The 20671-nt window shown below is 47.8% G+C and carries 20 protein-coding genes; 4 read left to right on the plus strand and 16 right to left on the minus strand.

Annotated elements, in window-relative coordinates:
- Positions 1 to 123: 123 nt before the first annotated feature.
- Complete coding sequence (locus tag MAQ5080_RS08255; protein WP_067208770.1) at positions 124 to 966, minus strand: ABC transporter substrate-binding protein; 843 nt, start codon at positions 964 to 966, stop codon at positions 124 to 126.
- 203 nt (positions 967 to 1169) lie between these two features.
- Here MAQ5080_RS08255 and MAQ5080_RS08260 point away from each other — a divergent pair, with 203 nt between their 5' ends.
- On the plus strand, positions 1170 to 2102 hold the full coding sequence (locus MAQ5080_RS08260; RefSeq protein ID WP_067208767.1) for a DHH family phosphoesterase: 933 nt from the start codon (positions 1170 to 1172) through the stop codon (positions 2100 to 2102).
- A complete protein-coding gene (locus tag MAQ5080_RS08265) occupies positions 2095 to 2922 on the plus strand; it encodes a TOBE domain-containing protein (protein WP_067208764.1) in 828 nt (275 codons plus the stop codon). Before MAQ5080_RS08260 ends, MAQ5080_RS08265 begins: the two co-directional genes overlap by 8 nt.
- 34 nt (positions 2923 to 2956) lie before the next feature.
- Here MAQ5080_RS08265 and modC read toward each other — a convergent pair whose 3' ends face one another.
- From modC to MAQ5080_RS08305, 8 genes are all read right to left on the minus strand, one after another.
- Positions 2957 to 4060, minus strand: a complete 1104-nt coding sequence (gene modC, locus MAQ5080_RS08270; RefSeq protein WP_197464594.1) for a molybdenum ABC transporter ATP-binding protein — start codon at positions 4058 to 4060, stop codon at positions 2957 to 2959.
- Positions 4057 to 4746: a molybdate ABC transporter permease subunit gene (gene modB / locus MAQ5080_RS08275; RefSeq protein WP_067208761.1), complete on the minus strand. Its 690-nt coding sequence runs from the start codon at positions 4744 to 4746 to the stop codon at positions 4057 to 4059. The genes modC and modB overlap by 4 nt, the downstream gene beginning before the upstream one ends.
- A gap of 6 nt (positions 4747 to 4752) precedes the next feature.
- On the minus strand, positions 4753 to 5508 hold the full coding sequence (gene modA, locus MAQ5080_RS08280) for a molybdate ABC transporter substrate-binding protein (RefSeq protein WP_067208758.1): 756 nt from the start codon (positions 5506 to 5508) through the stop codon (positions 4753 to 4755).
- Between the two features lie 176 nt (positions 5509 to 5684).
- A complete protein-coding gene (locus tag MAQ5080_RS08285) occupies positions 5685 to 6047 on the minus strand; it encodes a hypothetical protein (protein ID WP_082861064.1) in 363 nt (120 codons plus the stop codon).
- A gap of 166 nt (positions 6048 to 6213) precedes the next feature.
- Positions 6214 to 7512: a TRAP transporter large permease gene (locus MAQ5080_RS08290; RefSeq protein ID WP_067208755.1), complete on the minus strand. Its 1299-nt coding sequence runs from the start codon at positions 7510 to 7512 to the stop codon at positions 6214 to 6216.
- Position 7513: 1 nt separating this feature from the next.
- Complete coding sequence (locus MAQ5080_RS08295; protein ID WP_067208751.1) at positions 7514 to 8026, minus strand: TRAP transporter small permease; 513 nt, start codon at positions 8024 to 8026, stop codon at positions 7514 to 7516.
- Positions 8027 to 8095: 69 nt separating this feature from the next.
- Positions 8096 to 9103 carry a TRAP transporter substrate-binding protein DctP gene (gene dctP, locus MAQ5080_RS08300; protein WP_067208747.1) on the minus strand — a complete coding sequence of 336 codons (1008 nt, stop codon included), beginning with the start codon at positions 9101 to 9103 and terminating at the stop codon, positions 8096 to 8098.
- A gap of 596 nt (positions 9104 to 9699) precedes the next feature.
- Positions 9700 to 10527 (minus strand): hypothetical protein, encoded by an 828-nt coding sequence (locus tag MAQ5080_RS08305; protein ID WP_067208744.1) that lies wholly within the window; start codon positions 10525 to 10527, stop codon positions 9700 to 9702.
- A 205-nt stretch (positions 10528 to 10732) separates the two neighbouring features.
- Here MAQ5080_RS08305 and MAQ5080_RS08310 point away from each other — a divergent pair, with 205 nt between their 5' ends.
- Positions 10733 to 11077 carry a cupin domain-containing protein gene (locus MAQ5080_RS08310; RefSeq protein WP_067036007.1) on the plus strand — a complete coding sequence of 115 codons (345 nt, stop codon included), beginning with the start codon at positions 10733 to 10735 and terminating at the stop codon, positions 11075 to 11077.
- 245 nt (positions 11078 to 11322) lie between these two features.
- Here MAQ5080_RS08310 and MAQ5080_RS08315 read toward each other — a convergent pair whose 3' ends face one another.
- Entirely contained in the window at positions 11323 to 13110 is a 1788-nt protein-coding gene (locus MAQ5080_RS08315) for a bifunctional diguanylate cyclase/phosphodiesterase (protein WP_082861063.1), read from the minus strand.
- A gap of 78 nt (positions 13111 to 13188) precedes the next feature.
- Positions 13189 to 13677: a GNAT family N-acetyltransferase gene (locus MAQ5080_RS08320; RefSeq protein WP_067208739.1), complete on the minus strand. Its 489-nt coding sequence runs from the start codon at positions 13675 to 13677 to the stop codon at positions 13189 to 13191.
- 175 nt (positions 13678 to 13852) lie between these two features.
- Between MAQ5080_RS08320 and MAQ5080_RS08325 the strand changes: the two genes are divergently transcribed.
- Positions 13853 to 14275, plus strand: coding sequence for a TOBE domain-containing protein (locus MAQ5080_RS08325; protein ID WP_067208736.1), 423 nt, complete (start codon positions 13853 to 13855; stop codon positions 14273 to 14275).
- Between the two features lie 28 nt (positions 14276 to 14303).
- Here MAQ5080_RS08325 and MAQ5080_RS08330 read toward each other — a convergent pair whose 3' ends face one another.
- The 5 genes from MAQ5080_RS08330 to MAQ5080_RS08350 form a co-directional block, all read right to left on the minus strand.
- Positions 14304 to 15617: a GGDEF domain-containing protein gene (locus MAQ5080_RS08330; RefSeq protein ID WP_067208733.1), complete on the minus strand. Its 1314-nt coding sequence runs from the start codon at positions 15615 to 15617 to the stop codon at positions 14304 to 14306.
- 87 nt (positions 15618 to 15704) lie between these two features.
- On the minus strand, positions 15705 to 16307 hold the full coding sequence (locus MAQ5080_RS08335; protein ID WP_067208730.1) for a flavin reductase family protein: 603 nt from the start codon (positions 16305 to 16307) through the stop codon (positions 15705 to 15707).
- A gap of 289 nt (positions 16308 to 16596) precedes the next feature.
- Positions 16597 to 17643, minus strand: coding sequence for an NAD(P)-dependent alcohol dehydrogenase (locus MAQ5080_RS08340; protein ID WP_067208728.1), 1047 nt, complete (start codon positions 17641 to 17643; stop codon positions 16597 to 16599).
- A gap of 484 nt (positions 17644 to 18127) precedes the next feature.
- Positions 18128 to 18610 carry a GNAT family N-acetyltransferase gene (locus tag MAQ5080_RS08345; protein WP_067208725.1) on the minus strand — a complete coding sequence of 161 codons (483 nt, stop codon included), beginning with the start codon at positions 18608 to 18610 and terminating at the stop codon, positions 18128 to 18130.
- Positions 18611 to 18705: 95 nt separating this feature from the next.
- A complete protein-coding gene (locus MAQ5080_RS08350) occupies positions 18706 to 20574 on the minus strand; it encodes a methyl-accepting chemotaxis protein (protein ID WP_067208722.1) in 1869 nt (622 codons plus the stop codon).
- Positions 20575 to 20671: the final 97 nt, after the last annotated feature.

Here is a 20671-nt window from a genome sequence, read left to right on the forward strand (position 1 = left end):
GAATGTCTCTTAGCTGGTTAACATAACGAATTAAAATAAAATGCCCCGTTATTATGCCATTTTTATTATAAAAAAGGGGCGAATCATTTCGCCCCCTTACAACAACGCCGTTTACTACGCCAGTTATAGTGCTTGAGCCAGCTCCTGCGCCTGCAGCTTCACACTCTCCAAGCCATTACCCGATAAGTACCATAAGCCCGGCGTAAGGTACGCCACTTTGGTTTGCGCGCCCATTTCACTGAGCTTTACCTGCAAAGCTTCTACGTTCAGTGCTTGATCGGTTTCACCAATGGCTTGGCTGCGATCCACAACGTACAGGACTTTGGGGTTCACAGACGCAATGTCCTCCACAGAGAGTGGCAGAAAGGTACGGGTGCCACGTTGAATCGGTTTTACGGATTCGGACAGAGCGACTTGAGTCAGGCCTAGTAGCTCGCTGGCGATCGGGTCCTGACGCACACTAAAACCACCGGCGTTATGAGTCACAGACAACACCGCTTGACCTGCCAGCTGCTGCTTCATCGCCGCCAGCTCTTTGGCTAAGGCTTGAAGCGCTTGTTGGCCTTGTTCCTGTTTCTCCACATGGGTAGCCAAATTCATCACATGCTTTTCCAGTGCTGGCCAGTAGGCCCCCTCTTGCAGCCCAACGGTTTGTGTTTGCGCAATGCTAGCTAGGGCTTGCCCACTGTCACCTTGACGACCTGTAATGAGAATTAGACTGGGGTCAAGCTTGGCCACCGCCTCGGCGTCGGGTGTTTTTAGACCACCCACATCCGTGTATCGCTCATTTGAAAATTCAGACAGATAAGCTGGCAACGACTGTTTCGGCAGGCCCACCACTTGATCCGTTGCTTGCAACGCACGCAAGGTATCGACACTACCAAGATCGTAACTCACCAAACGCTCGTTCGCTTGGGCATGGCTCGCCATCAATGCACCAGCCACCAGTAACTGCTTGAATTTCATAACACTTCCTTACGAATCAAATATTGATAATAATTCTTATTATTTATCAAAGTGACTCATATGTATCACAACACCTTGTTCCAAATCATGAAACTCAACATGCGCCACAATTAATAAAGCGTTACATTAAATTTCACACAGAGAAGAATATTCGCTGGTACACTTATCAGCACTGTTATCGATTTCAAGGTAGGGATGTAAATATGAGCAGCGAAAAATTTCGACTGGTTACTCGCAGTGATTTTGACGGTTTGGTTTGTGCCGTCCTATTGAAAGATTTAGACCTAATTGACGACATCTTATTTGTTCACCCAAAAGACATGCAGGATGGTAAGGTCGACATCAACGCAAACGATATCACCACCAACTTGCCTTACGTTGCTGGCTGCCATCTTGCCTTCGATCACCACTTAAGTGAGACCGTTCGTAACGACAGTAATATCGACAATCACATCATTGACCCGAACGCACCCTCTGCCGCGCGTGTTGTGTACGATTATTACGGCGGCAAAGAACGCTTCCCAGACATCTCTGAGGAAATGATGGATGCGGTGGACAAAGGGGATTCAGCACAGTTTAACAAAGATGAAGTGCTTAACCCAACCGGCTGGGTTTTACTCAACTTCATTATGGACGCGCGAACTGGCTTGGGTCGTTTCCGTGAGTTTCGCATTTCCAACTATCAACTAATGATGCAATTGATCGACTACTGTAAGAGTCACACGATCGAAGAGATTTTGGCGCTAGAAGACGTCAAAGAACGCGTTGACCTGTACATGGAACACGATGCCAAAGCCAAAGAGCAGATTCAGCGTTGCGCCAGCGTGCATGGCAATCTTGTCGTACTCGACCTACTCAACGAAGAGACCATCTATACCACCAACCGTTTTGTGATCTACGCGCTTTATCCTGATTGCAATATTTCGATTCACAAAATGTGGGGTCTGAAACAGCAAAACACCGTATTTGCCATTGGTAAATCTATTCTAAATCGCAGCTCTAACACCAACGTAGGAGAGCTATGCCTACAATATGGCGGTGGTGGCCATTTGAACGCTGGCACCTGCCAAATTGATAACGACCAAGCCGATCAGGCGCTGCAAGACATTATCGCCATCATCAACAAAGATGGTTGATTCTAACGCTCAGAGTGCCCCGAGCACTGCTGGCCAGTTAACGGGAAACCTTTTCCTACAAACTGGCTCTAGCAGTGCTTTTGCGGCACAACAAATTGATTTACTGCGCGCTGTCAAACTGACCGGTTCCATCTCGAAAGCCGCCAAAGAAGTGGGCATCAGCTATAAGACTGCATGGGATCGTATCGATGCCATGAATAACTTATCGGCAGAGCCCTTGGTCCTGCGCGCCAGCGGTGGCGCGAAAGGCGGTGGCACACAACTGACGCATTTGGGCGAACGCATCATTGATGGCTTTCAGGCCTTAATGAACGAACATGCTCAGTTTTTAGCACGCTTAGGGGAGCAACTTCACTCCCTCGAGGATATTGCCAATTTCGTTCGTTCCGAACAGGCGATGACCAGTGTCCGCAATCAGTTCCGTGGCCAAGTAGTGAGCCTAGAACACGGTGCGGTCAATACTGAGGTGGTCATAGATATTGGTTCGGTGCAGCCTTTGGTGGCTATCATCAGCAGGGACAGTGCCGAGCAATTGGGTTTGCGGGCCGGTAAACAAGCCATTGCCATGGTCTCAGAAAGCTCAATTTTATTGAGCAAAGAGACCACCCTTGCCACCAGCGCCCGTAATCGCTTGATCGGTTCAGTCGTGCGCATTACTGAAGGTGCCGTCAACAGCGACATTACCATCGATCTAGGGCAAAACAAAACCCTCAATGCGGTGATCACCAACACCAGCTTGCACGAGTTGGCGCTGCAGAGTAACGATCAGGTAGCCGCAATCTTCAAAGCCCCTAGTGTGATTTTGATGAAAGCCGACTAATGTCGGCTTTATTGTCACGCAATCACGCTTGCATTTAACGTACAATCGCCACCGATTTAATCTGCGCCCACAGGGACTGACCAACCGCCAGCTGCATGGTGTCGAGGGAACGCTTGGTCAAACGTGCCAGTAAGATTTGTTCTGCACACTGTAAACGTATCAGCACCATGGCTTCGTCTTGGTCTGGGGTGATCTCCAGAATGCTAACCGGTAAACGGTTGACGATGCTCGACTCGTCATTCACAGACCGTGATAAGCTCACATCGCGTGCTAAAATGCGTAAGCGCATGGCACTGCCGACAGGGTCACCCGCATCACGCACCCAGAGACTGGCCTGACCACAGGCAACTTTACTCAGATGCCAAGGTGCATCACGTTCAGCAACCTCTCCTTGCCACACCGCACCAGTATCGAAGCCGGACAGAGCCTTTAAATCTGTTCGTGCAAAGACTTCCGACAATGCCCCTTGCGCCACCATATGACCGCTTTCCAGCACCACCACATGATCCGCTAACTGGGCAATCTCATCGACGGAGTGACTAACGTACAGAATCGGTATATCAAGGCTAGAGCGTAACTTGGCCAGATATGGCAGAATCTCCTGCTTACGGGCACTGTCAAGCGACGCTAACGGCTCATCCATTAACAGGATACGTGGCTGAATCAACAGGGCTCTTGCTATCGCTACCCGCTGCCGTTCACCGCCCGATAATTGATTCGGATAGCGCATTAAGATTGACTCAATCCCCATCAAGCTCACAATGCGCTCAAAAGCTTCTGTCGTGGTCGGCGCTGCAGCGCGTTTGATCGCAAATTTCAAATTCCCCATTGCAGTCAAATGGTCAAACAAACTCGACTCTTGGAACACATAGCCAAGGGGGCGCTGATGGGTTGGCAAGAACTGTTTAGGACCTTGCCAAATTTGGCCTTGTACTTCGAGATAACCCGATTGCGCCCGCTCCAAACCGGCGACACAACGTAAAAAAGTGGTTTTCCCAGAACCAGAATGCCCAAAAATCGCAGTCACGCCTTGGCTTGGTAGCTCTGTGCTCACCTTGAGTTCAAAGGGTTCTAGCCCTTTGCTTTGTCGCGTGAGATGAAACTGAGCATGAATTTTTGGTGCTGACTCTGACATCATGACTTCACTCCCAACATCCCCGCAGATTGACGCTGGAAGCCGTACACACCAAGTAAGACGATAAACGAAAAGCCCACCATTAGAGCCGACAAGACATGAGCTTGGCCGTATTCCATCGCTTCGACATAGTCATAGATTTGCACCGATACCACTCGAGTTTCTTGGGGAATATTGCCTCCAATCATCAACACTACTCCAAACTCCCCTACCGTGTGGGCAAAGCCTAGAATCGCCGCAGTAATAAAGCCTGGTTTTGATAATGGCAATACAACACAGAAGAAACGCTGCCAAGGGCCAGCTCTGAGCGTCGCCGCTACTTCCATAGGTCGATCTCCAAGTGCTTGCATGGCATTTTGGATAGGTTGCACCACAAACGGTAATGAGTACACCACCGACGCCAGTACGAGCCCCCAAAAGCTGAATGGCAGCAGCCCAATCCCGAGCTGCTGGGTCAGCTGACCAATAACGCCATTCGGCCCCATGGCAATCAGCATATAAAAGCCCAACACGGTTGGTGGCAATACCAACGGCAACGCCACCACCGCACCAATAGGGCCTTTTAACCAAGAATCTGTACGTGCCAACCACCAAGCGATGGGCGTCCCGATAATCAACAGCAGCAGGGTTACCGTGGTGGCCAAACGTAAGGTTAACCAAATTGCATCCAGATCCGCTTCAGTGAACATATCAAATTACTCTGTTTGGTAACCATAAGTGTGAATGATGTCCTGAGCTTTATCGCTTTGCAGATAAAGCATCAAATCACGTGCCGCCAGATTGTCTTGCCCCTTTTTCAATAGCACCGCGTCTTGGCGAATCGGGCTGTACAACTCACTCGGCACAATCCAACTAGAGCCTTCGGTCACATGACCTTGCGACATGATTTGTGACAGTGCAACAAAACCAAGGTTGGCATTACCGGTCGCAACGAATTGGTAAGTTTGCGCGATGTTCTCGCCTTGTACCCATTTATCCTGAGTTGCTTCGGTCAAGCCCAGCGCCTCCAAGACCTCAGTGGCAGCCAAACCGTAAGGGGCTAGCTTGGGGTTGGCCAACGACAATTTATTGAACTCTCCTGAGGTTAAACGAGCGTAATCGTTTTGTACGAAATCAGGCTGGGATGACCACAAGGCTAACGCACCAATGGCATAGGTGAAGCGGCTACCTTCCACCACGACACCAGCCTCTTCTAGCTTTTTAGGTTTGGCTTGATCGGCAGATAAAAACACTTCGTAAGGGGCGCCGTTTTGAATTTGCGCTAAGATTTTACCTGATGAACCAAATGACAGCAGCACATCATGACCGCTATCGGCTTCAAATTGCGCCACCACTGATTTCATCGCACCAGTAAAGTTTGCGGCAACGGCCGCGTGCACTTGATCCGCTACGGCAGGCTGACTCGCAAGACCAGCAATGACTAGCCATGGCATATGTTTGATCAGGTTCATTCCACTCTCCTTCGATGATGATAGGAGCCCAAAAACTGGCTCCAGAATTTCGCTATATAATCCACTACATAACGAATCACCTCAAGCGGTCTGAGTTAAATCCCCCTTAATCAGAACAGAATAACTAGGAACATGTCGTAATGAGAAACGCTTTAGATCACAAGTCTAGTCGGCCATTAATATTGCCACTGCCCTTGTTCACGTACGATTTCTAGGCCTGCACCACAATTCACTTCTAAAACGCCATTTTCAAACACAGTAAATAAACGTTGATCATCACGAAAGCGATAGCCTATAAATTGGCACGGCATCTCGCCATCGGCACAAAGGCGATATAGCGACCTCCCCTCATGCTGCTGCACCTGGCCAGACGCTTTTACTGTCAACGCAAAGGACATGCGCTGACAGACAACTTCCCCCTCTGGACACAAAGAGGTGACTTCGACTTGATAGCTCTCTGTCTCAAGGGTCTGCGCCCGACAGAGGGCCGCATTGGTGAGCAGTAGCCCGGCGCAGAGAATATGAGTGGCTTTAATCATCAAAATACTCCTTCATTTTGATCGCCCTAAATCAGGACATTTTACAGCCATGATTATAAAAAAACTCTGCCTTAAAATTTACTCATAAATCAGTCAAACAACAAAAAAGCCAGTCACTCAAAGAGCGACTGGCTTTTCTCATTGCCGTATTTATTAAAAGACTAACTTAAACGAAGCCAAGCAAACGTGGCAAGAACAAAGACAGCTCAGGCACAAAGGTCGTAATCAACATTACTGGCATGGCCACAAAGCCCATCAACGCCAACGCTGGCATCACGGTACGGTGAATCGACACCTGACCGATTCGACACGCCATATAGAGAATCGGCGCAACCGGCGGACTGTTGGCACCGATTACCACAGAACATGCCACGATTGAGGCAAAGTGCACTGGATGCACGCCACTCTCGACCATTAGCGGCATAAACAAAGGTGCCACCACCACGGTTACGGATACGTCATCCATGATCATACCGGCGATGATCAAGAAGATGTTTACCGCAATCAAGATCAGCAGAGGGTTTTCAATCAAGGTACTAACCATTTCCGTTAGGTCTTGTGGAATACGCTCCATGGCCAAGATACGGCCGATCATAAAGCTAAATAGCAAGATCAGAATCACCGTACCTGTCGTCTCAGCAGCCGAAATGACACTGCTTGAAAAACGTTTCACTGTTAGGTCTTTGTAGATAAAGAAGCCGATGATCATGGCCGCGAAAGCCGCCACTGCAGCCGCTTCGGTCGGTGTAAAGATACCGCCGTAGATACCACCTAAGATGATGATCGGCAACGATAAGGCAGGGAAAGCACGTAGCGTCGCACGCGCTTTACTCGGTGCTTTTTCCATACCTTCTGCTGCAGCACTGTTGATCTCATCAAAGAAGCGACCAACGCTGAAACGGTTGGCGATGATCAAGCCGATGATCAGTAATAGTGCTGGACCAATCGATGCCGCAAAACAAGCAGCCACGGACTGACGTGTCACCACGGCAAACAGGATCATGGTGATCGATGGTGGGATCAAGATACCCAACAACGAAGAGATACCTAATAGCGCCGAAGCATAGCCACGTGGGTAACCACGTTGCTCCAACGGCCCAATCATGATGGTACCGATTGATGCAACGGCTGCCGTAGCAGTACCCGCGATGGCACCGAAGATACCCGATGCCACGACCATAGACGCGCCCATACCACCACGTCGCTTGCCGATCATCACCTCAATAAAGTCCACCAGCCGCTTAGCGATACCACCGCTTTGCATCAAGTAACCGGTTAACACAAACAATGGCAGCGCGATCAAAATCACCGAATCTAAGGAACGGTAACCTTGCAACATCATGGTATTCAAGTTGGCATCGTAGATATACACCAAGTATGCCAACACACCCGCAAACGACCAAGCGACTGGCACACCGATGATCATCAATAGCATCAGCAGGCCAACTGCAATTAAACCTTCCATACTACTGACCCTCTTTGCTTAAACGACGCACATTGACAACGGAACAAATAAAGTCGCGCAGTGCATAACAAGTACAACCAATCGCTGCCAACATAATTGACGCTTGCGGCATCCAGATAGGAATCCCCATACCTGGAGAAGATTGTGGGCGGCGCATGCCCCACGCCAACATACGGTAAGACAACACGATAAAGAACACGCAGATAGCAAAAGTGATCAATGAGATCAAAGCCTTATGCATCAGTTTCATGCGCTCATCGGTGATTTTAAGTTCGACAAAATCCACCACAAGGTGTTCATTACGGCGACTGGCAATCAGGCCGCCAAGCATATACAACCACATACCAAACAGCATAATTAGCTCAAGCAAGCCGACAACCGACCAACCAAATACATAGCGAGCTAATACTAAAAACAGCATCAGGCCGACAACTAATAGGCTCGACACGAATGCCGCTGCCTCCAATAGCCAACCGACACGTTTATCTATATTAGAAAAAAACGTAAACATCATTGCTCCAGTTTAAGAAAAAACCAGCCCGCTAAGGGGCTGGTCTAAAAGGAGTTACTTCAACAATAGAGCTTATAAAGGTGAAGCATTTTTGCGGATCACATCCATGATCTCAGAGCCAATCTCATCATCCATTAGTGGCCATACTTTTTCGCGCGCAGCTTTAGCAAACTCACGAATTTGCTCATCGCTAGGCTCGAAGTATTCCATGCCTGCTTTTTGAGCTTCGGCAATGTAGTGATCATCTTGTTCTTTCGCTGCTTTGAACTGATCGTTCATGATTTCAGTCGCTGCTTCTTGAACAATTTTCTGCTCTTCTTCAGTCATGCCTTCCCAAGAATCGTAGTTCATAGAAAGAACACCAGTCATGAAGAAGTGTTTTGTTTGTACGTAGTAATCTAGAGAGTCACGGAAGTACTCGTAATCCCAGTAGATAACGTTACCGGCTTCACCGTCTACAACACCTGTTTGTAGTGCTGTGTACACTTCACCCCAGTCGATAGCCGCTGTTTGGTAACCTAGTGCTTGCATCGTTTGTGGTGCTGGGAATACCGTCATAGTACGTACTTTAAGACCGTCAGCGTCTTCGATATTCAGCGCGTATTTACCGCGTGAGCCAACGCCGTTAAAGCCTTCAGGCCAAGGGCCGAAGAATTTCAAACCGATGTCTTGGTAAACGCCACCAAGCATGTTGTTTACCCAACCACCTGGGCTGTACGCTTTCAGCGCTTCATCCCAAGAAAGCGTCATGTAAGGTGTGTAAATAACGCCGATACGTTTGTCGTATGACGTCATAGGCCAGTTCAACATTACGTCTACATCGCCAGCAACGTGAAGGTCAAACACTTCTTGCTGACCGCCTAGCTCGTTTTGGTAGAAAACGCGTGTCTCAATTTCACCGTTAGACTTCTGCTCAATCAGCTCACCCCATTTTTTTAGGGCGTCACCTGCTGGTGAACCTGCAGTACCAGAATCCGTTGCTAAACGAAGTGTCAGTGCATCAGCGCTTGCACTCATCAAACATGCTGTTGCTACTGCTGTTGAAAGCAATGTTTTGAACTTGTTTTGGATGCCTTTCATGTAATTTGTTCCTTTCTTCTTTTGAATGCGAACAACACAAAGTTGACGCGAAAAGTACCTTAAATAACGTCAGGGCTAAGCGACCCGATACGCTATTCAATGCACCACCATCTATTGGAGCAGTCGTATACCCTGCTTACGACCTTTTCTTACACAATGATTACATAATTACACACTTTTAACATTAACAAAAGCTAATAAGCGACAATTAGGTAAAGCATTACCATCGCAAGCGACACCCGATTTCCATTCAGGCCATCAATCAATGTTTCTTATTGTTAACATGAAAGTTGTTGAAAAATATTGATTTAGATCATTTTTTTGAGATGCCAGTGGGGGCTGGAAAAGAAAGGAAGACGCAAACAGAGCTATAACACCCAAAAAAGTGTCGCTAATAGATTAACTTAAATAGCGTCATATTGACGCTAGTCATTTTTAAGCATCAGAGGGGCTCCGACGCAGGATCAATATGCAATTTACGACAATTAGCAACTTCTAACCTATTAAATGACACAAAATAATAGTTACGTTTTGCAACATAGCCAGCTCACAGCAACCCCAATGACCGTAAACTGACTACTTTTCAATCAATAGAGTTAGCGTTTTTGCGTCGGACAAATCACCCGCTCCGCTTTCAGGTGGAACATTTCGACCTCTGGGTGACTAAAGAAGCCAACTTCCCATGGGTTCTTGGCAATAAAGCGCTCACGCACTTTTTCAAACAATGCACTGCCCTTAGGTATTTGATACACCTCGCCTGCGACAATGCTGTAATTCCACTCAATCGCATGCTCAAAGGTAAAGCTGGCACGGCCATCGATGGCAAAACAAGCCTGCGTCTCCCGTTTTAGAACTTGTTCCTTAAATGTGCCCTTGAAGGTGATAAAGAAAATATCGTCGTTACTGCTTGATAGGAAGGCCATGACAGTCGAGTGGGGTTGCTCCATGGCGTAGCTAAACAACACCCCCACTTTGTTATCTGACTCAGCCTCATCAATGTCCGGTAAGGTTTGTAAAGGCGAAATAGGGAGCGCTTGCAATGGGCGCCGATCCGCTGGGAAAGCATAATCCGGCGCGCGGTATTGTTTCACAATCGAAGCACCGTAAAACACTTGATACTCCAAGGCGACCACGGTGACAGAAAAGCCATGCGTTTCAACAACCCGACCTTTGAAAGAGCCACGATACACCTTAAGCTCCGCATCGTACTCAGATACACCTGTGCGATTATCGAGATGGATGGTGATCAGCTGATCGGGGAGTAATTGGTGCCCTTTAGGCAAAGATAAATGCAACTCCGTATCAGAACGGAACTCGACGCCACAAATCGCGATTTCCATATCATCTGACACTTCTGCGTCTTTGTAAGCCCCAGCCACCGCTAAGATACGATTGCCAAATAAACCTTCAAGTGTGTGTTTCATTTAGCATCTCCTCAGCTTAGAAACTTGTACTAATACAAAGTATAGGATCACAATTTTGTAGTGGGTACATGAGTTATTCATAGCAAGCTTGATTCAAGCACTAGATTACGACACGAATTACGCCAATTTTAGTCGGAACGAGACAACCCATATGCACTCGACAGCTCTACAATGAATTATCTCTAACCTAATACATGGAACTGTCATGTCTGATTTCATTACTGTAATGCGCGAAACTTGCCCAACTCCAGTTGTTGATGCAACAAAATGGAAGCGTATCGAAGGCGAACCACACACTGTTAACCTAAACGCTTACCTATCTGAAGATGGCAGCAAGATCATGGGTACTTGGATCTGTACTCCTGGCAAATTTGAAGTTGAATACGACAAATGGGAATTCTGCCACTTCCTAGAAGGTTACTGCATCATCACGCCTGAAGGCGAAGAGCCAAAACACCTTAAAGGTGGTGACGTATTCGTAATCGAACCAGGTATGAAAGGTACTTGGGAAGTGGTTGAAACAGTTCGCAAATACTTCGTATTCGCATAAGCAGCTGTGGGCGCCTGTTGCATTAACAGGCGCTTTATCACTTTGCCTTATAATCGCAGTATCCCCTCCTCTCCCACATTGCTTCGTGTTGCTATCCCCGCAAAGACTTTTTAACGCTTTGTTTACTTATGAAACTTAAATAAGCGTTCTTACAGGATACCCCCTTTAGTATCGAATTGCTGATCACACTGTGCATTCCAACAGCAGGTTACGCCCTCACCAATGCTCTGCAAATTTCTGGCCCTTTAGCCATGGTGGTGAGCGGCATTTTCACGCTCCTCTTTAGAGAACACCTCTACACGATTGCGCCCTAGGGATTTCGCTAGGTATAACGCTTCATCCGCACGCCCAAACAAACGGTCAATACTGATCGCACACTCGCCTTCTTCACAGCACTGCGCAATGCCAGCCGACATGGTTACTTTGATGATTTGGTCATCGTTCACCTCAACTTGGAGTTGCTCCACAGCTTGGCAAATCTGCTCGGCAATAACGCGCGCTTGCCGTTTGGTTACCTCCGGCAGCATAATGGCAAACTCTTCACCGCCGATACGTCCCACTAGGTCCACATCATCGACAATACTCAGCATCACCTGCGCTACCTTGACCAGTACCTTATCCCCTGCTTTGTGACCAAAACGATCATTAACCTGCTTAAAGTGGTCAATATCCATCATGATCATGCAATAGAAGGTCTGTTCATCCGTAAAGCCCTCTAACGCTTTTCCAGCACATTCAAAAAAATGGCCGCGATTAGAAAGCCCAGTTAAATGATCATAGTAGGCTCGTTTTTCAAGCGCGTGCAGCCCTCGTCGGTGTTCGATCGCGACACTGGCTAAGTTGCTGGTAAAATTGAGCAACTCTAGGCTTTGTTCGCTAGGGGCTGCTGGGTAGGGATAGTAAAGTGCAAAGGTACCAAGCACCTCCCCCGAACTTGATAAAATGGGATCTGACCAGCATGCCTTAACCGCCGCCAAATCCGCTAAGTGTGTATAGCCTTTCCAGTAAGTGCTTTGATAAATATCTTCCACCACCACGCGCTCTTTTCGATAAGCTGCGGTGCCACAAGAGCCGAGCGACGGCCCAGGAGGAATACCGTCAATCGCCTTCAGGTAACTATTAGGAAGATTGGGGGCCACATAACTGCGTAAGCGTTGCTCTTCATCCATCAACAAGACACTGGCAATGGCATCTGGCAACTCGGATTCAACATGCTCTACCAATGCCAGCATGATGTCTTTTAACTTATCCCCCTTGGCGACCATCTCCAGTAACTTGTTGTTAATCTCTAGGCGCTCATGGATGTTGAAATAATCGGTCACATCACTGAAATTGACTAACCGGCGTTCCCCAACAAAGGTCACATTCAGCATCACATGACGCAATGAACCGTCCTTGCAAGTCACGACCAACTGGCGTGTTTTACTGAAGTCGCCGTGCTTTTGTGCTTCATGGCTCTCCTCATACCAAGGCATCAACACGGTTTCTCGGTAATGCTCATCCGGAAAAGCTTTCATAAACCAAACCCCTAGCGTAGGAATTTCAGCCAAGCTGTAACCAAACATGCGCTCAAAGGCGGGATTAATGTACTCGATTTCACGGGTGGTAGAATTCGACCAACCAATGGCCATAGGGGAAGCTTGTAACACGTCTTTGAGTTGGAAGGGGGCATCATGCACTGGTGAGCGGCGCTGGGATTTAGCCAGCGCTGCACTCACCTTTAGACTAATCAACTGCGCCAGGATATCTAATAGGGCGCTAATATTGTCAGCTGGTAAGCCCAAGTCGCCGTTTGACTCATCATGAGCCAGCACACAAATCATAAACGGCTGACAGCCATCCACGTCCACCGAACGTCGATAACTCTGCTTTTCAGCTGGCCACTTAGGACTTGTACGCGCTTTCGCTAAAACCTGCCCTGCATCATCCATAAGGTAAGCCATCTCTGGAATCATCGCGTAGAAGCTGTCCAGCACCTTAGACAAGCTATCTTCATCCACTATTTCTAGTAGTGGCAACGCCTCATTAGACATATGCACTCACACTCTACTGATTTCTACATTTCATCTTAGTGCACAGCGCACTGATAGGTATTGTTTTCATTACAATAATTAACGAATTAGACAGCTCATGATATGCTGCGGGCCAACCGGGCCACCTGAATAGAGCGCCCCCGTGTCTTGGTAGCCACACTTTTCGTAGCAGCGATAAGCACCAGGATTGCGACAATTCACAGTGAGATACAATACTGCGATGTCGGGATAAAAGCGCTGCATCCATTGCGGCAGCTGAGTCAACGCTTGCGTGGCAACGCCCTGACCTTGAAACGCTCGATCGACCATCACCATACGTACCCCGGCGCCATTGTCAGGACAAAAGTCATGCAGTGCGGCGTAGTTAAGATCGACAAAGAAAAAACCTGCTAACTGGTCATTATGTAACATGACAAAGGGTCGCTCTGATGGCGCCAACTGCTGCGCTAACGCTAAGGCATCAGGCACCGCAAACTCTTCCTGCTCTGGTCGCACTGTCAACTGTGCCAGTGCCTCAAAATGCTGCTCTGCCAAGGGCGCTATGGTAATCGTGTATTGCTGCGACATACGCGTGTCCCACTTTTTCAATCTAATCTGGATTGATGCATACTAACGCAAATTTTTGGAAGGCATAGGCTAACTGTCGCATTCTTGCATCCGTTTGGTGCGTTTACGATAAATTTACTTTATTACTTGATTGACCTTGGCTTTGTAAGCCATTGACTGCAATAAAGGAGACATAATGAGCACCAGCGCCCGCAACCAATTTAACGCTATCATTCGCACACTAAATGATGGGGCCGTAAACTCAGAAGTCATTTTGGATATTGGTGCCGAGCAATCGCTAGTGGCCATCATCACCCAAGCAAGTCGCAAAAGCCATGACCTTAAAGTGGGACAAACGTGCACAGCCTTGATTAAGGCATCATCCGTCATTCTAAGCAGTGATACCAAGATCACCACCAGTGCTCGCAACAAACTCGTTGGCACCATCTCAACGATTGAAACTGGGGCGGTGAACTCAGACATCACGTTAGACATTGGTGGCGGTCTGCGCGTTAGCGCGGTGGTGACCAACGCCAGCACACAAGCGCTAGGGTTAGCGGTTGGCAATTCAGCCTGTGCGCTATTCAAAGCCCCGAGCGTTATTCTAATGGTTAGCTAACGCTTAGCGAATCTCGCATCGACTATGATCACGCCAGCGATGCTTCCCCGACACCACATTTCCCAGCACGCTTAATGGTATACATGGCATGGTCGGCTGCTTGTATGATTTCGTCCAAGGTTTGACCGTGTAACTGATGGAAGGCCACGCCGATGCTGGCACTGATTTTAATGGTACAACATGGGGAAACTTCGATCGGCATTTGAATGTGTGCCAGTAAGTCTTTGGCAATCTGGTGTACTAGGTTTTGTTCAGCGACCTTGTCCAGCCAAATCAAAAACTCATCGCCACCTAAGCGTACGGCTTTGCCCTTGCCGTCTGCCGCTTGGCTTAGGCGTCGTGCGACTTCCGTTAACACTTGGTTGCCCGTCTCATGGCCGCAACTATCATTCACTTCTTTGAAGCCATCCAAATCTATGTACAACACCGCCAAAGGATGGCCTGATTGCTGCACCGAGCGCATCAACGACTGCTCTTGGTCGATCAAATAACGCAGCGATGGAATGCCTGTGACCGCATCATAGTGAGCCAGTTGACGTAGCTCTTCTTGAGCCATTTCCGCCGCTGCTAAGGCATCGTGTAACGGGGTCACATCGTATTCCGACATCAACAATAAAAAGTCACCGGACAGTGGGTGGCGTGTCATGCGCACATCCAAGGTGTGAATTCGCTCTCCTTGGGCGGTGTGGACATGATGCGTCCATTGGCCGCCTTTTTGCGCAATGGCTTGGGCTAACATCGCCCTCCCCTCGGCAGGATTGACGAAGCGCTCCAAAAAAAAGTTCCCTTGGCGCAGCTCGTTACGATGGATGTGCTTATAGGCTTCTGTCGCCGCAGGGTTCTCTACCACAGGCTCACCTTCAAACGTAAAAATGGTGACGGCCACATTGGTATAGCGCATCGCTTCCACCAACAGCAGGTTCTCAGGCGTTTCCCCAAGGTTCACCTCCTCGTTAATAAAAGCAATGATGCCACGGTGCTTTTCTGGCCCCAGCAATACCGCACGATGGCGCATATACAGGGTCTTTGGCTTACCATTTGGGTAGGTCGTCCAAGGGTCAATGGTGAGACCGTTTTGTACGGCTAATTCAAAGGTCTGCGCGGTGCGATCTTTGGCCCCTTGCGTATCACCAGACAAGTCTTTGTTGATCAGCTCATCCACATGATTCAGGCCCCAGAATTTCACCGCCGCAGAGTTGCCCCACCACCAACCGTGTTTATCCAGATCAAAAAACCACACCACATCAGGTATTAACTCATATAACGCCACTTCGGAATGGTCTTTGATATGCACCAAATGGTCATAGGATTGGGCGGCTAAGGCGGTTGGCGAGTCGGTCATGAAGCTTCCTAGTGACAGGCAGTGTCTACGTTGGCCTTTTGTTATAGCCCGATTCGCCTTTTAAGCCAACCCCTGAGGTCAACAACTTTAGGGACGCGCTATAGCTTCTAACGCTTTCGTGAAGCTGTAAAAGTCGCCCCCCATCTTGCCGACACTGTCCAGTGCATGCTGATTAATGGCACCGTCTTGGTATAAATGATCGGCGACATACACCGACACCACATCCAACAATACCAAACTGCCATTGCCTGGCTGCTCGCCGATGCGCACCACTTCTCGAAGTCGACACTCGTAGCGCACCGGAGCGGCTACGACAGACAACGGCGCCACACTTTGGCTCGACTCGGAGGCAATGTCTGCGACATCAAACTCGCTTTGCTCAGAGGGTAAATTGGCACACGTTAGGTTCATCTTTTCTAATGCCGCCGAATCCACGATATGCACCACACATTCTTTGGTCGCCATAAGGTTTTTCAGCGTATCTTTGTCTTGCCCAGTTTGCGGATTGACTTGGGTATAGCTCAGTACTGGCGGATTCACACTCACCACACTAAAAAACGAGTAAGGAGCAAGGTTATGAACACCCGACTCGGACACAGTGCTGATCCAAGCAATGGGACGGGGCGTTACTCCCCCCACCAATAAGCGATAAATCTCGGGGGTTGTTAATGACTCTGCCGCAATATTCATAAGGTCTCCTTCCTATTCGTGAAACTTTAAATTAGCTTAAACTTATATAACATTCATCTCTGATTCAAGATGACTTACCTCTATGATGACACGAGACAATAAAAAACCGGAGGCTAAGCTCCGGTTTTTAAGTACTTTGAATAATCTAAAAAGAACCAAATAAGTTAGCCAGAGATTCCATAACCAGCTCTAAGCAAGCGCTTGAAAAATATGAAGGAAGGTGAAGAGTAGCAGGGCAATAAAAAAAACAGCGGCTAAAGCCGCTGTTTTATAGATTAAGCGAATTCTATTACGCTTCTAGAGACGCCATATCGATAACGATACGGTGCGCCATGTCACCTTTCGACATACGCTCGAATGCTGAGTTGATTTGATCCATAGAGATCATTTCACATTCTGGGTAAATGTTGTGCTCGGCACAGAAGTTAAGTACTTCTTGAGTCTCTTCGATACCACCGATTAGAGAACCGGCGATACGGCGACGGCCGCCAACTAGAGGCCAAGTGATTGGTTCTTCGATGGGACCGATTTGACCAACGATGACCAATGTACCGTCTACATCAAGTGTTGGTGTGTAGATATTTACATCGTGTTTCGCTGGAACCGTGTCGATGATCAAATCGAATGAGTTCGCTGCTGCTTGCATCGCAGCTTCGTCAGAAGATGCTAGGATACCTTTTGCACCTAGAGCTTTAGCATCCGCTTCTTTCTTCGTTGAACGACTTAGTACCGTTACTTCAGCGCCCATTGCCACCGCAAGTTTCACGGCCATGTGACCAAGACCACCTAGACCGATCACACCTACGCGAGTGCCTTCTTTAACACCCCAAGTACGTAGCGGAGAGTACGTTGTGATACCCGCACATAGAATTGGTGCAGATTTAGACAGATCCATACCTTCTGGAACGCTTAGGACGAACTCTTCACGTACTACGATGTGCTTAGAGTAACCACCTTGAGTAGTTTCGCCAGAAATGCGATCCGGTGCACCGTAAGTAGGTGTCATGCCGTTACGGCAGTATTGCTCTTCGTGGTTGTGGCACTGGTCACATTCTTGACAGCTATCCACCATACAACCTACCGCAACTTGGTCGCCTACTTTGTATTTCGTCACATCAGAACCTACTGACGTTACAACACCAACGATTTCGTGGCCTGGTACTAGTGGGTAAGGTTGTGGACCCCAGTCGCCGTTTACCGTGTGAAGGTCTGAGTGACAAACACCTGAGTATAGAATTTCGATTGCCACATCGTTGCCACGTAGTTCACGGCGTTCGAAGTGGTAAGGCACCATGTTCGCGTTTGAATCGTGTGCTGCATAGCCTACGGTTTTCATAAATTTTCTACTCCCAGTTATTTTTTAATAATCGTGCTTAATGGTTTTAAGCAGTGTCTAAATAATAGAAGTAAAACACCAGTTTCGCGTGCCTGATCCTCTTTAGATCTTGCACAAAACTACAAAACCAACCTAATCCAATCGGGCAAACATTCTTTCATAGAGAGCTTTAGCAAAAAAGAAGGAGCTTCATTTCTCTCTTGAATGCCTTAACAACAAAGTCACAAAAAACTGATTTATAAAGATTTTATTAAAACATACAATGTTTGATAGCTTATAGAGGGACCTAATCTATGAAAGTGTGCGCGCCAAAAGTAACAGGTAAAATTCGATCAATGTTTACCTTATACTCTAAGCAACAATGTGACAACAGGGCGCACATTACTGCATGGTTCAACCATGATTCCAGCTAAATATGACAATTACTGTATCTTGTTAGCAGACCTAGCCAGTCACCCACTACACGGAACACTCGTCGTAACGCTTAGGCCAATGACTTATACATAATATGGCAATCCACCAACCCCAGCCTGCCATGTCGATAGGCATTCGGCACTGTCCCCAGAATGCTAAAACCCAGCTTCTGCCACAGTTTTACAGCCACTTCATTACTGGACACCACAGCATTGAATTGCATCGCTTGAAATCCCAATTCACGGGCAATGTCTTGCGAATGCTGACATAACTTGGTGGCCAAGCCCTGGCCGCGGGCCTGCTCGCTAACCATGTAACCACAATTGCAAATGTGATCTCCAGGTCCCATGGCATTGGCTTTTAGGTAATAAGAACCTAGGATTTGATCGCCCTCTTGCCAAACATAGGTCTTGGCAGGCAGTTCACACCAAATCTGATAAGCCTCATCTAACGTCATATCGGATCGATAGGCATAGGTCTCCTGTGCCTTGATCACCGCAGAGAACGTTGGCCAAAAAGCCTCAAAATCGGCTCGAGTCATCTCTCGAATCACGGACTACTCCTGATAGCTGTCTTTACTAGAAGGGGTATCTTCGCATAAAAAAAACGCCTCGAAAGGCGTTTTTTGGGAAGCATAAACGCTAGTGGTTATACCACAAAGCGATCCAATAAAGCTTTCTGCGCCGATGTACTCTCGCGCTGTTTCTCCATCGCAGCACTCGAAGATTCCGCCAAACCGGAGACTTGTACCGACAAATCCTTGATCTTCACCGCGTTGCTACTGATGTCTTCCGCCACATGACTTTGCTCTTGTGCAGAAGAGGCAATTTGAATGTTCATATCGCTGATACGCTCAATCGCGACACTGATATTTCGTAAGGCTTCGTCCGCGTATTTTGCTTTCTCAACCGCTTGCGATGCAGTGGCACGACTCTCAGTCATGGTATTGGATACTGCCGCTGAGCCATTCTGCAGTTGTTCGATCATATTACGAATTTCAGTGGTTGACTCCTGCGTGCGTGACGCCAGCGTACGTACTTCATCGGCCACCACGGCGAAGCCTCGTCCACTTTCACCGGCACGCGCCGCTTCAATTGCCGCATTCAAAGCCAACAAGTTGGTTTGATCCGCAATGTCGTTGATCACACTCAAAATAGTTTCAATGTTTGACGTCGCCGCCTCTAAGTCTTGAACCTGCTGTACCGCTTGCTCAATTCGCGCCGCCAAACCGTCAATGGAGCGAGCCGTTTCGCTGACGATGCTTGAGCCTTCAATGGTGTTACGATCCACATCTTGCGCCGCTTCTGATGCGTGCTGTGCACTTTGTGCCACTTCATTGGCCGTAACCGCCATTTCATGAATGGCTGTCGCCAACAAATCCAACTCATGCATCTGTTTACGCGTCGCATCGGCTGACTTTTTCGAGTCTTCAACCGTCTCATTGCCACTTTCAACTATCTCATCGCCCAAGTGCTTCAATTGCTGAATCTGTGTTTGTAAACTCTGCGTAAACGTGTTGAAGCCACGCGCCAAGCTGGCAAACTCGGGCGTTTTACTTACCTCAATACGCTTGGTTAAATCACCGTCTCCTTCAGAGACATTCTTAATGGCACGATTAAGGCTCTCTAGCGGCATCAACAAGCCTTTGATCATAAAGGTGAGCACCACTAGGCTAATCACTAAGCCAAGCACGGTTAGGATAATCGCGTTATTACGCAAGGTACCCAAAGCAGCATAGGCTTCACTTTCGTCGATCACCGCCACGATGTACCAGCCTTCGCTGCCTAAAGTGATATTAACGATATAAGAGTGGCCATTCATCTCAAGTGTCTGATTGCCTTCCGTTAACGTTGCCTTAGGTAGGATATCAGCAAATTTTTTACCGTTGTTTTGGGTATTCGGATGGGCAATCGCCGTGCCTTCTTTGGTCACGATAAACAAATAACCTGATTCAAATAGGTTGATCGAGTTCACTAGGTCTGACAAGCCGCCCAAATCCATATCGTAGAAGGAGGTGCCAATAAAAGTGTTGTCATCGTAAATGGGGTTCACAATGGAAATCACCGTATTACCTGATGCCAAGTCAAGGTATGGTTCGGTAATGCCTTGCTGACCTTTGGCTCGGCTTAAGTTGTACCAAGGGCGCTGTCGTGGGTCATAGTCCGCTCCAGGGCTCCAGTCATCAACATTTTCAATAGTAGCACCATCCGTTTGGTAACCAATACCAGCACCTAAAAAGCTACTTTTAAAGGTTTTGGCTTCCAGCACCTGCTTCACGTAGTTGCGATCGTTTGGGGCCAATTCAATCGTTTCTGTAACAGAATAGGCTAACGCTTTTTTGTTATCCATTTCGGAGTCAATCGTGTTCTGCACGCTTCCCACTAGCTCTTTTAAGCTGGCGGCTACTAATCCTTGTACTTCGCTACGAACAGTCATTAATTGTTGAATACTGAGCAAGCCAACCGTCAGTAACAGCATCAATGACGACGCTACAACAATTTTATGGCTAAAACGCATGATTATTACCTATGATAAGTTAGTGTTACTTACAAACACTTACATAAACCCAAAAATGTAAGTGTTTGTAAATTTTAAAGCAAAATCATGTCAGTTT

Origin of the sequence: Marinomonas aquimarina (genome assembly GCF_900089755.1) — a bacterium.
Taxonomy (GTDB): domain Bacteria; phylum Pseudomonadota; class Gammaproteobacteria; order Pseudomonadales; family Marinomonadaceae; genus Marinomonas; species Marinomonas aquimarina.

What these genes read in the sequence shown, in the direction of transcription:
- MAQ5080_RS08255 (WP_067208770.1), bottom strand. Translation starts at nt 966, where the DNA reads ATGAAATTCAAGCAGTTACTGGTGGCTGGTGCATTGATGGCGAGCCAT.
- MAQ5080_RS08260 (WP_067208767.1), top strand. Translation starts at nt 1,170, where the DNA reads ATGAGCAGCGAAAAATTTCGACTGGTTACTCGCAGTGATTTTGACGGT.
- MAQ5080_RS08265 (WP_067208764.1), top strand. Translation starts at nt 2,095, where the DNA reads ATGGTTGATTCTAACGCTCAGAGTGCCCCGAGCACTGCTGGCCAGTTA.
- modC (WP_197464594.1), bottom strand. Translation starts at nt 4,060, where the DNA reads ATGATGTCAGAGTCAGCACCAAAAATTCATGCTCAGTTTCATCTCACG.
- modB (WP_067208761.1), bottom strand. Translation starts at nt 4,746, where the DNA reads ATGTTCACTGAAGCGGATCTGGATGCAATTTGGTTAACCTTACGTTTG.
- modA (WP_067208758.1), bottom strand. Translation starts at nt 5,508, where the DNA reads ATGAACCTGATCAAACATATGCCATGGCTAGTCATTGCTGGTCTTGCG.
- MAQ5080_RS08285 (WP_082861064.1), bottom strand. Translation starts at nt 6,047, where the DNA reads ATGATTAAAGCCACTCATATTCTCTGCGCCGGGCTACTGCTCACCAAT.
- MAQ5080_RS08290 (WP_067208755.1), bottom strand. Translation starts at nt 7,512, where the DNA reads ATGGAAGGTTTAATTGCAGTTGGCCTGCTGATGCTATTGATGATCATC.
- MAQ5080_RS08295 (WP_067208751.1), bottom strand. Translation starts at nt 8,026, where the DNA reads ATGATGTTTACGTTTTTTTCTAATATAGATAAACGTGTCGGTTGGCTA.
- dctP (WP_067208747.1), bottom strand. Translation starts at nt 9,103, where the DNA reads ATGAAAGGCATCCAAAACAAGTTCAAAACATTGCTTTCAACAGCAGTA.
- MAQ5080_RS08305 (WP_067208744.1), bottom strand. Translation starts at nt 10,527, where the DNA reads ATGAAACACACACTTGAAGGTTTATTTGGCAATCGTATCTTAGCGGTG.
- MAQ5080_RS08310 (WP_067036007.1), top strand. Translation starts at nt 10,733, where the DNA reads ATGTCTGATTTCATTACTGTAATGCGCGAAACTTGCCCAACTCCAGTT.
- MAQ5080_RS08315 (WP_082861063.1), bottom strand. Translation starts at nt 13,110, where the DNA reads ATGTCTAATGAGGCGTTGCCACTACTAGAAATAGTGGATGAAGATAGC.
- MAQ5080_RS08320 (WP_067208739.1), bottom strand. Translation starts at nt 13,677, where the DNA reads ATGTCGCAGCAATACACGATTACCATAGCGCCCTTGGCAGAGCAGCAT.
- MAQ5080_RS08325 (WP_067208736.1), top strand. Translation starts at nt 13,853, where the DNA reads ATGAGCACCAGCGCCCGCAACCAATTTAACGCTATCATTCGCACACTA.
- MAQ5080_RS08330 (WP_067208733.1), bottom strand. Translation starts at nt 15,617, where the DNA reads ATGACCGACTCGCCAACCGCCTTAGCCGCCCAATCCTATGACCATTTG.
- MAQ5080_RS08335 (WP_067208730.1), bottom strand. Translation starts at nt 16,307, where the DNA reads ATGAATATTGCGGCAGAGTCATTAACAACCCCCGAGATTTATCGCTTA.
- MAQ5080_RS08340 (WP_067208728.1), bottom strand. Translation starts at nt 17,643, where the DNA reads ATGAAAACCGTAGGCTATGCAGCACACGATTCAAACGCGAACATGGTG.
- MAQ5080_RS08350 (WP_067208722.1), bottom strand. Translation starts at nt 20,574, where the DNA reads ATGCGTTTTAGCCATAAAATTGTTGTAGCGTCGTCATTGATGCTGTTA.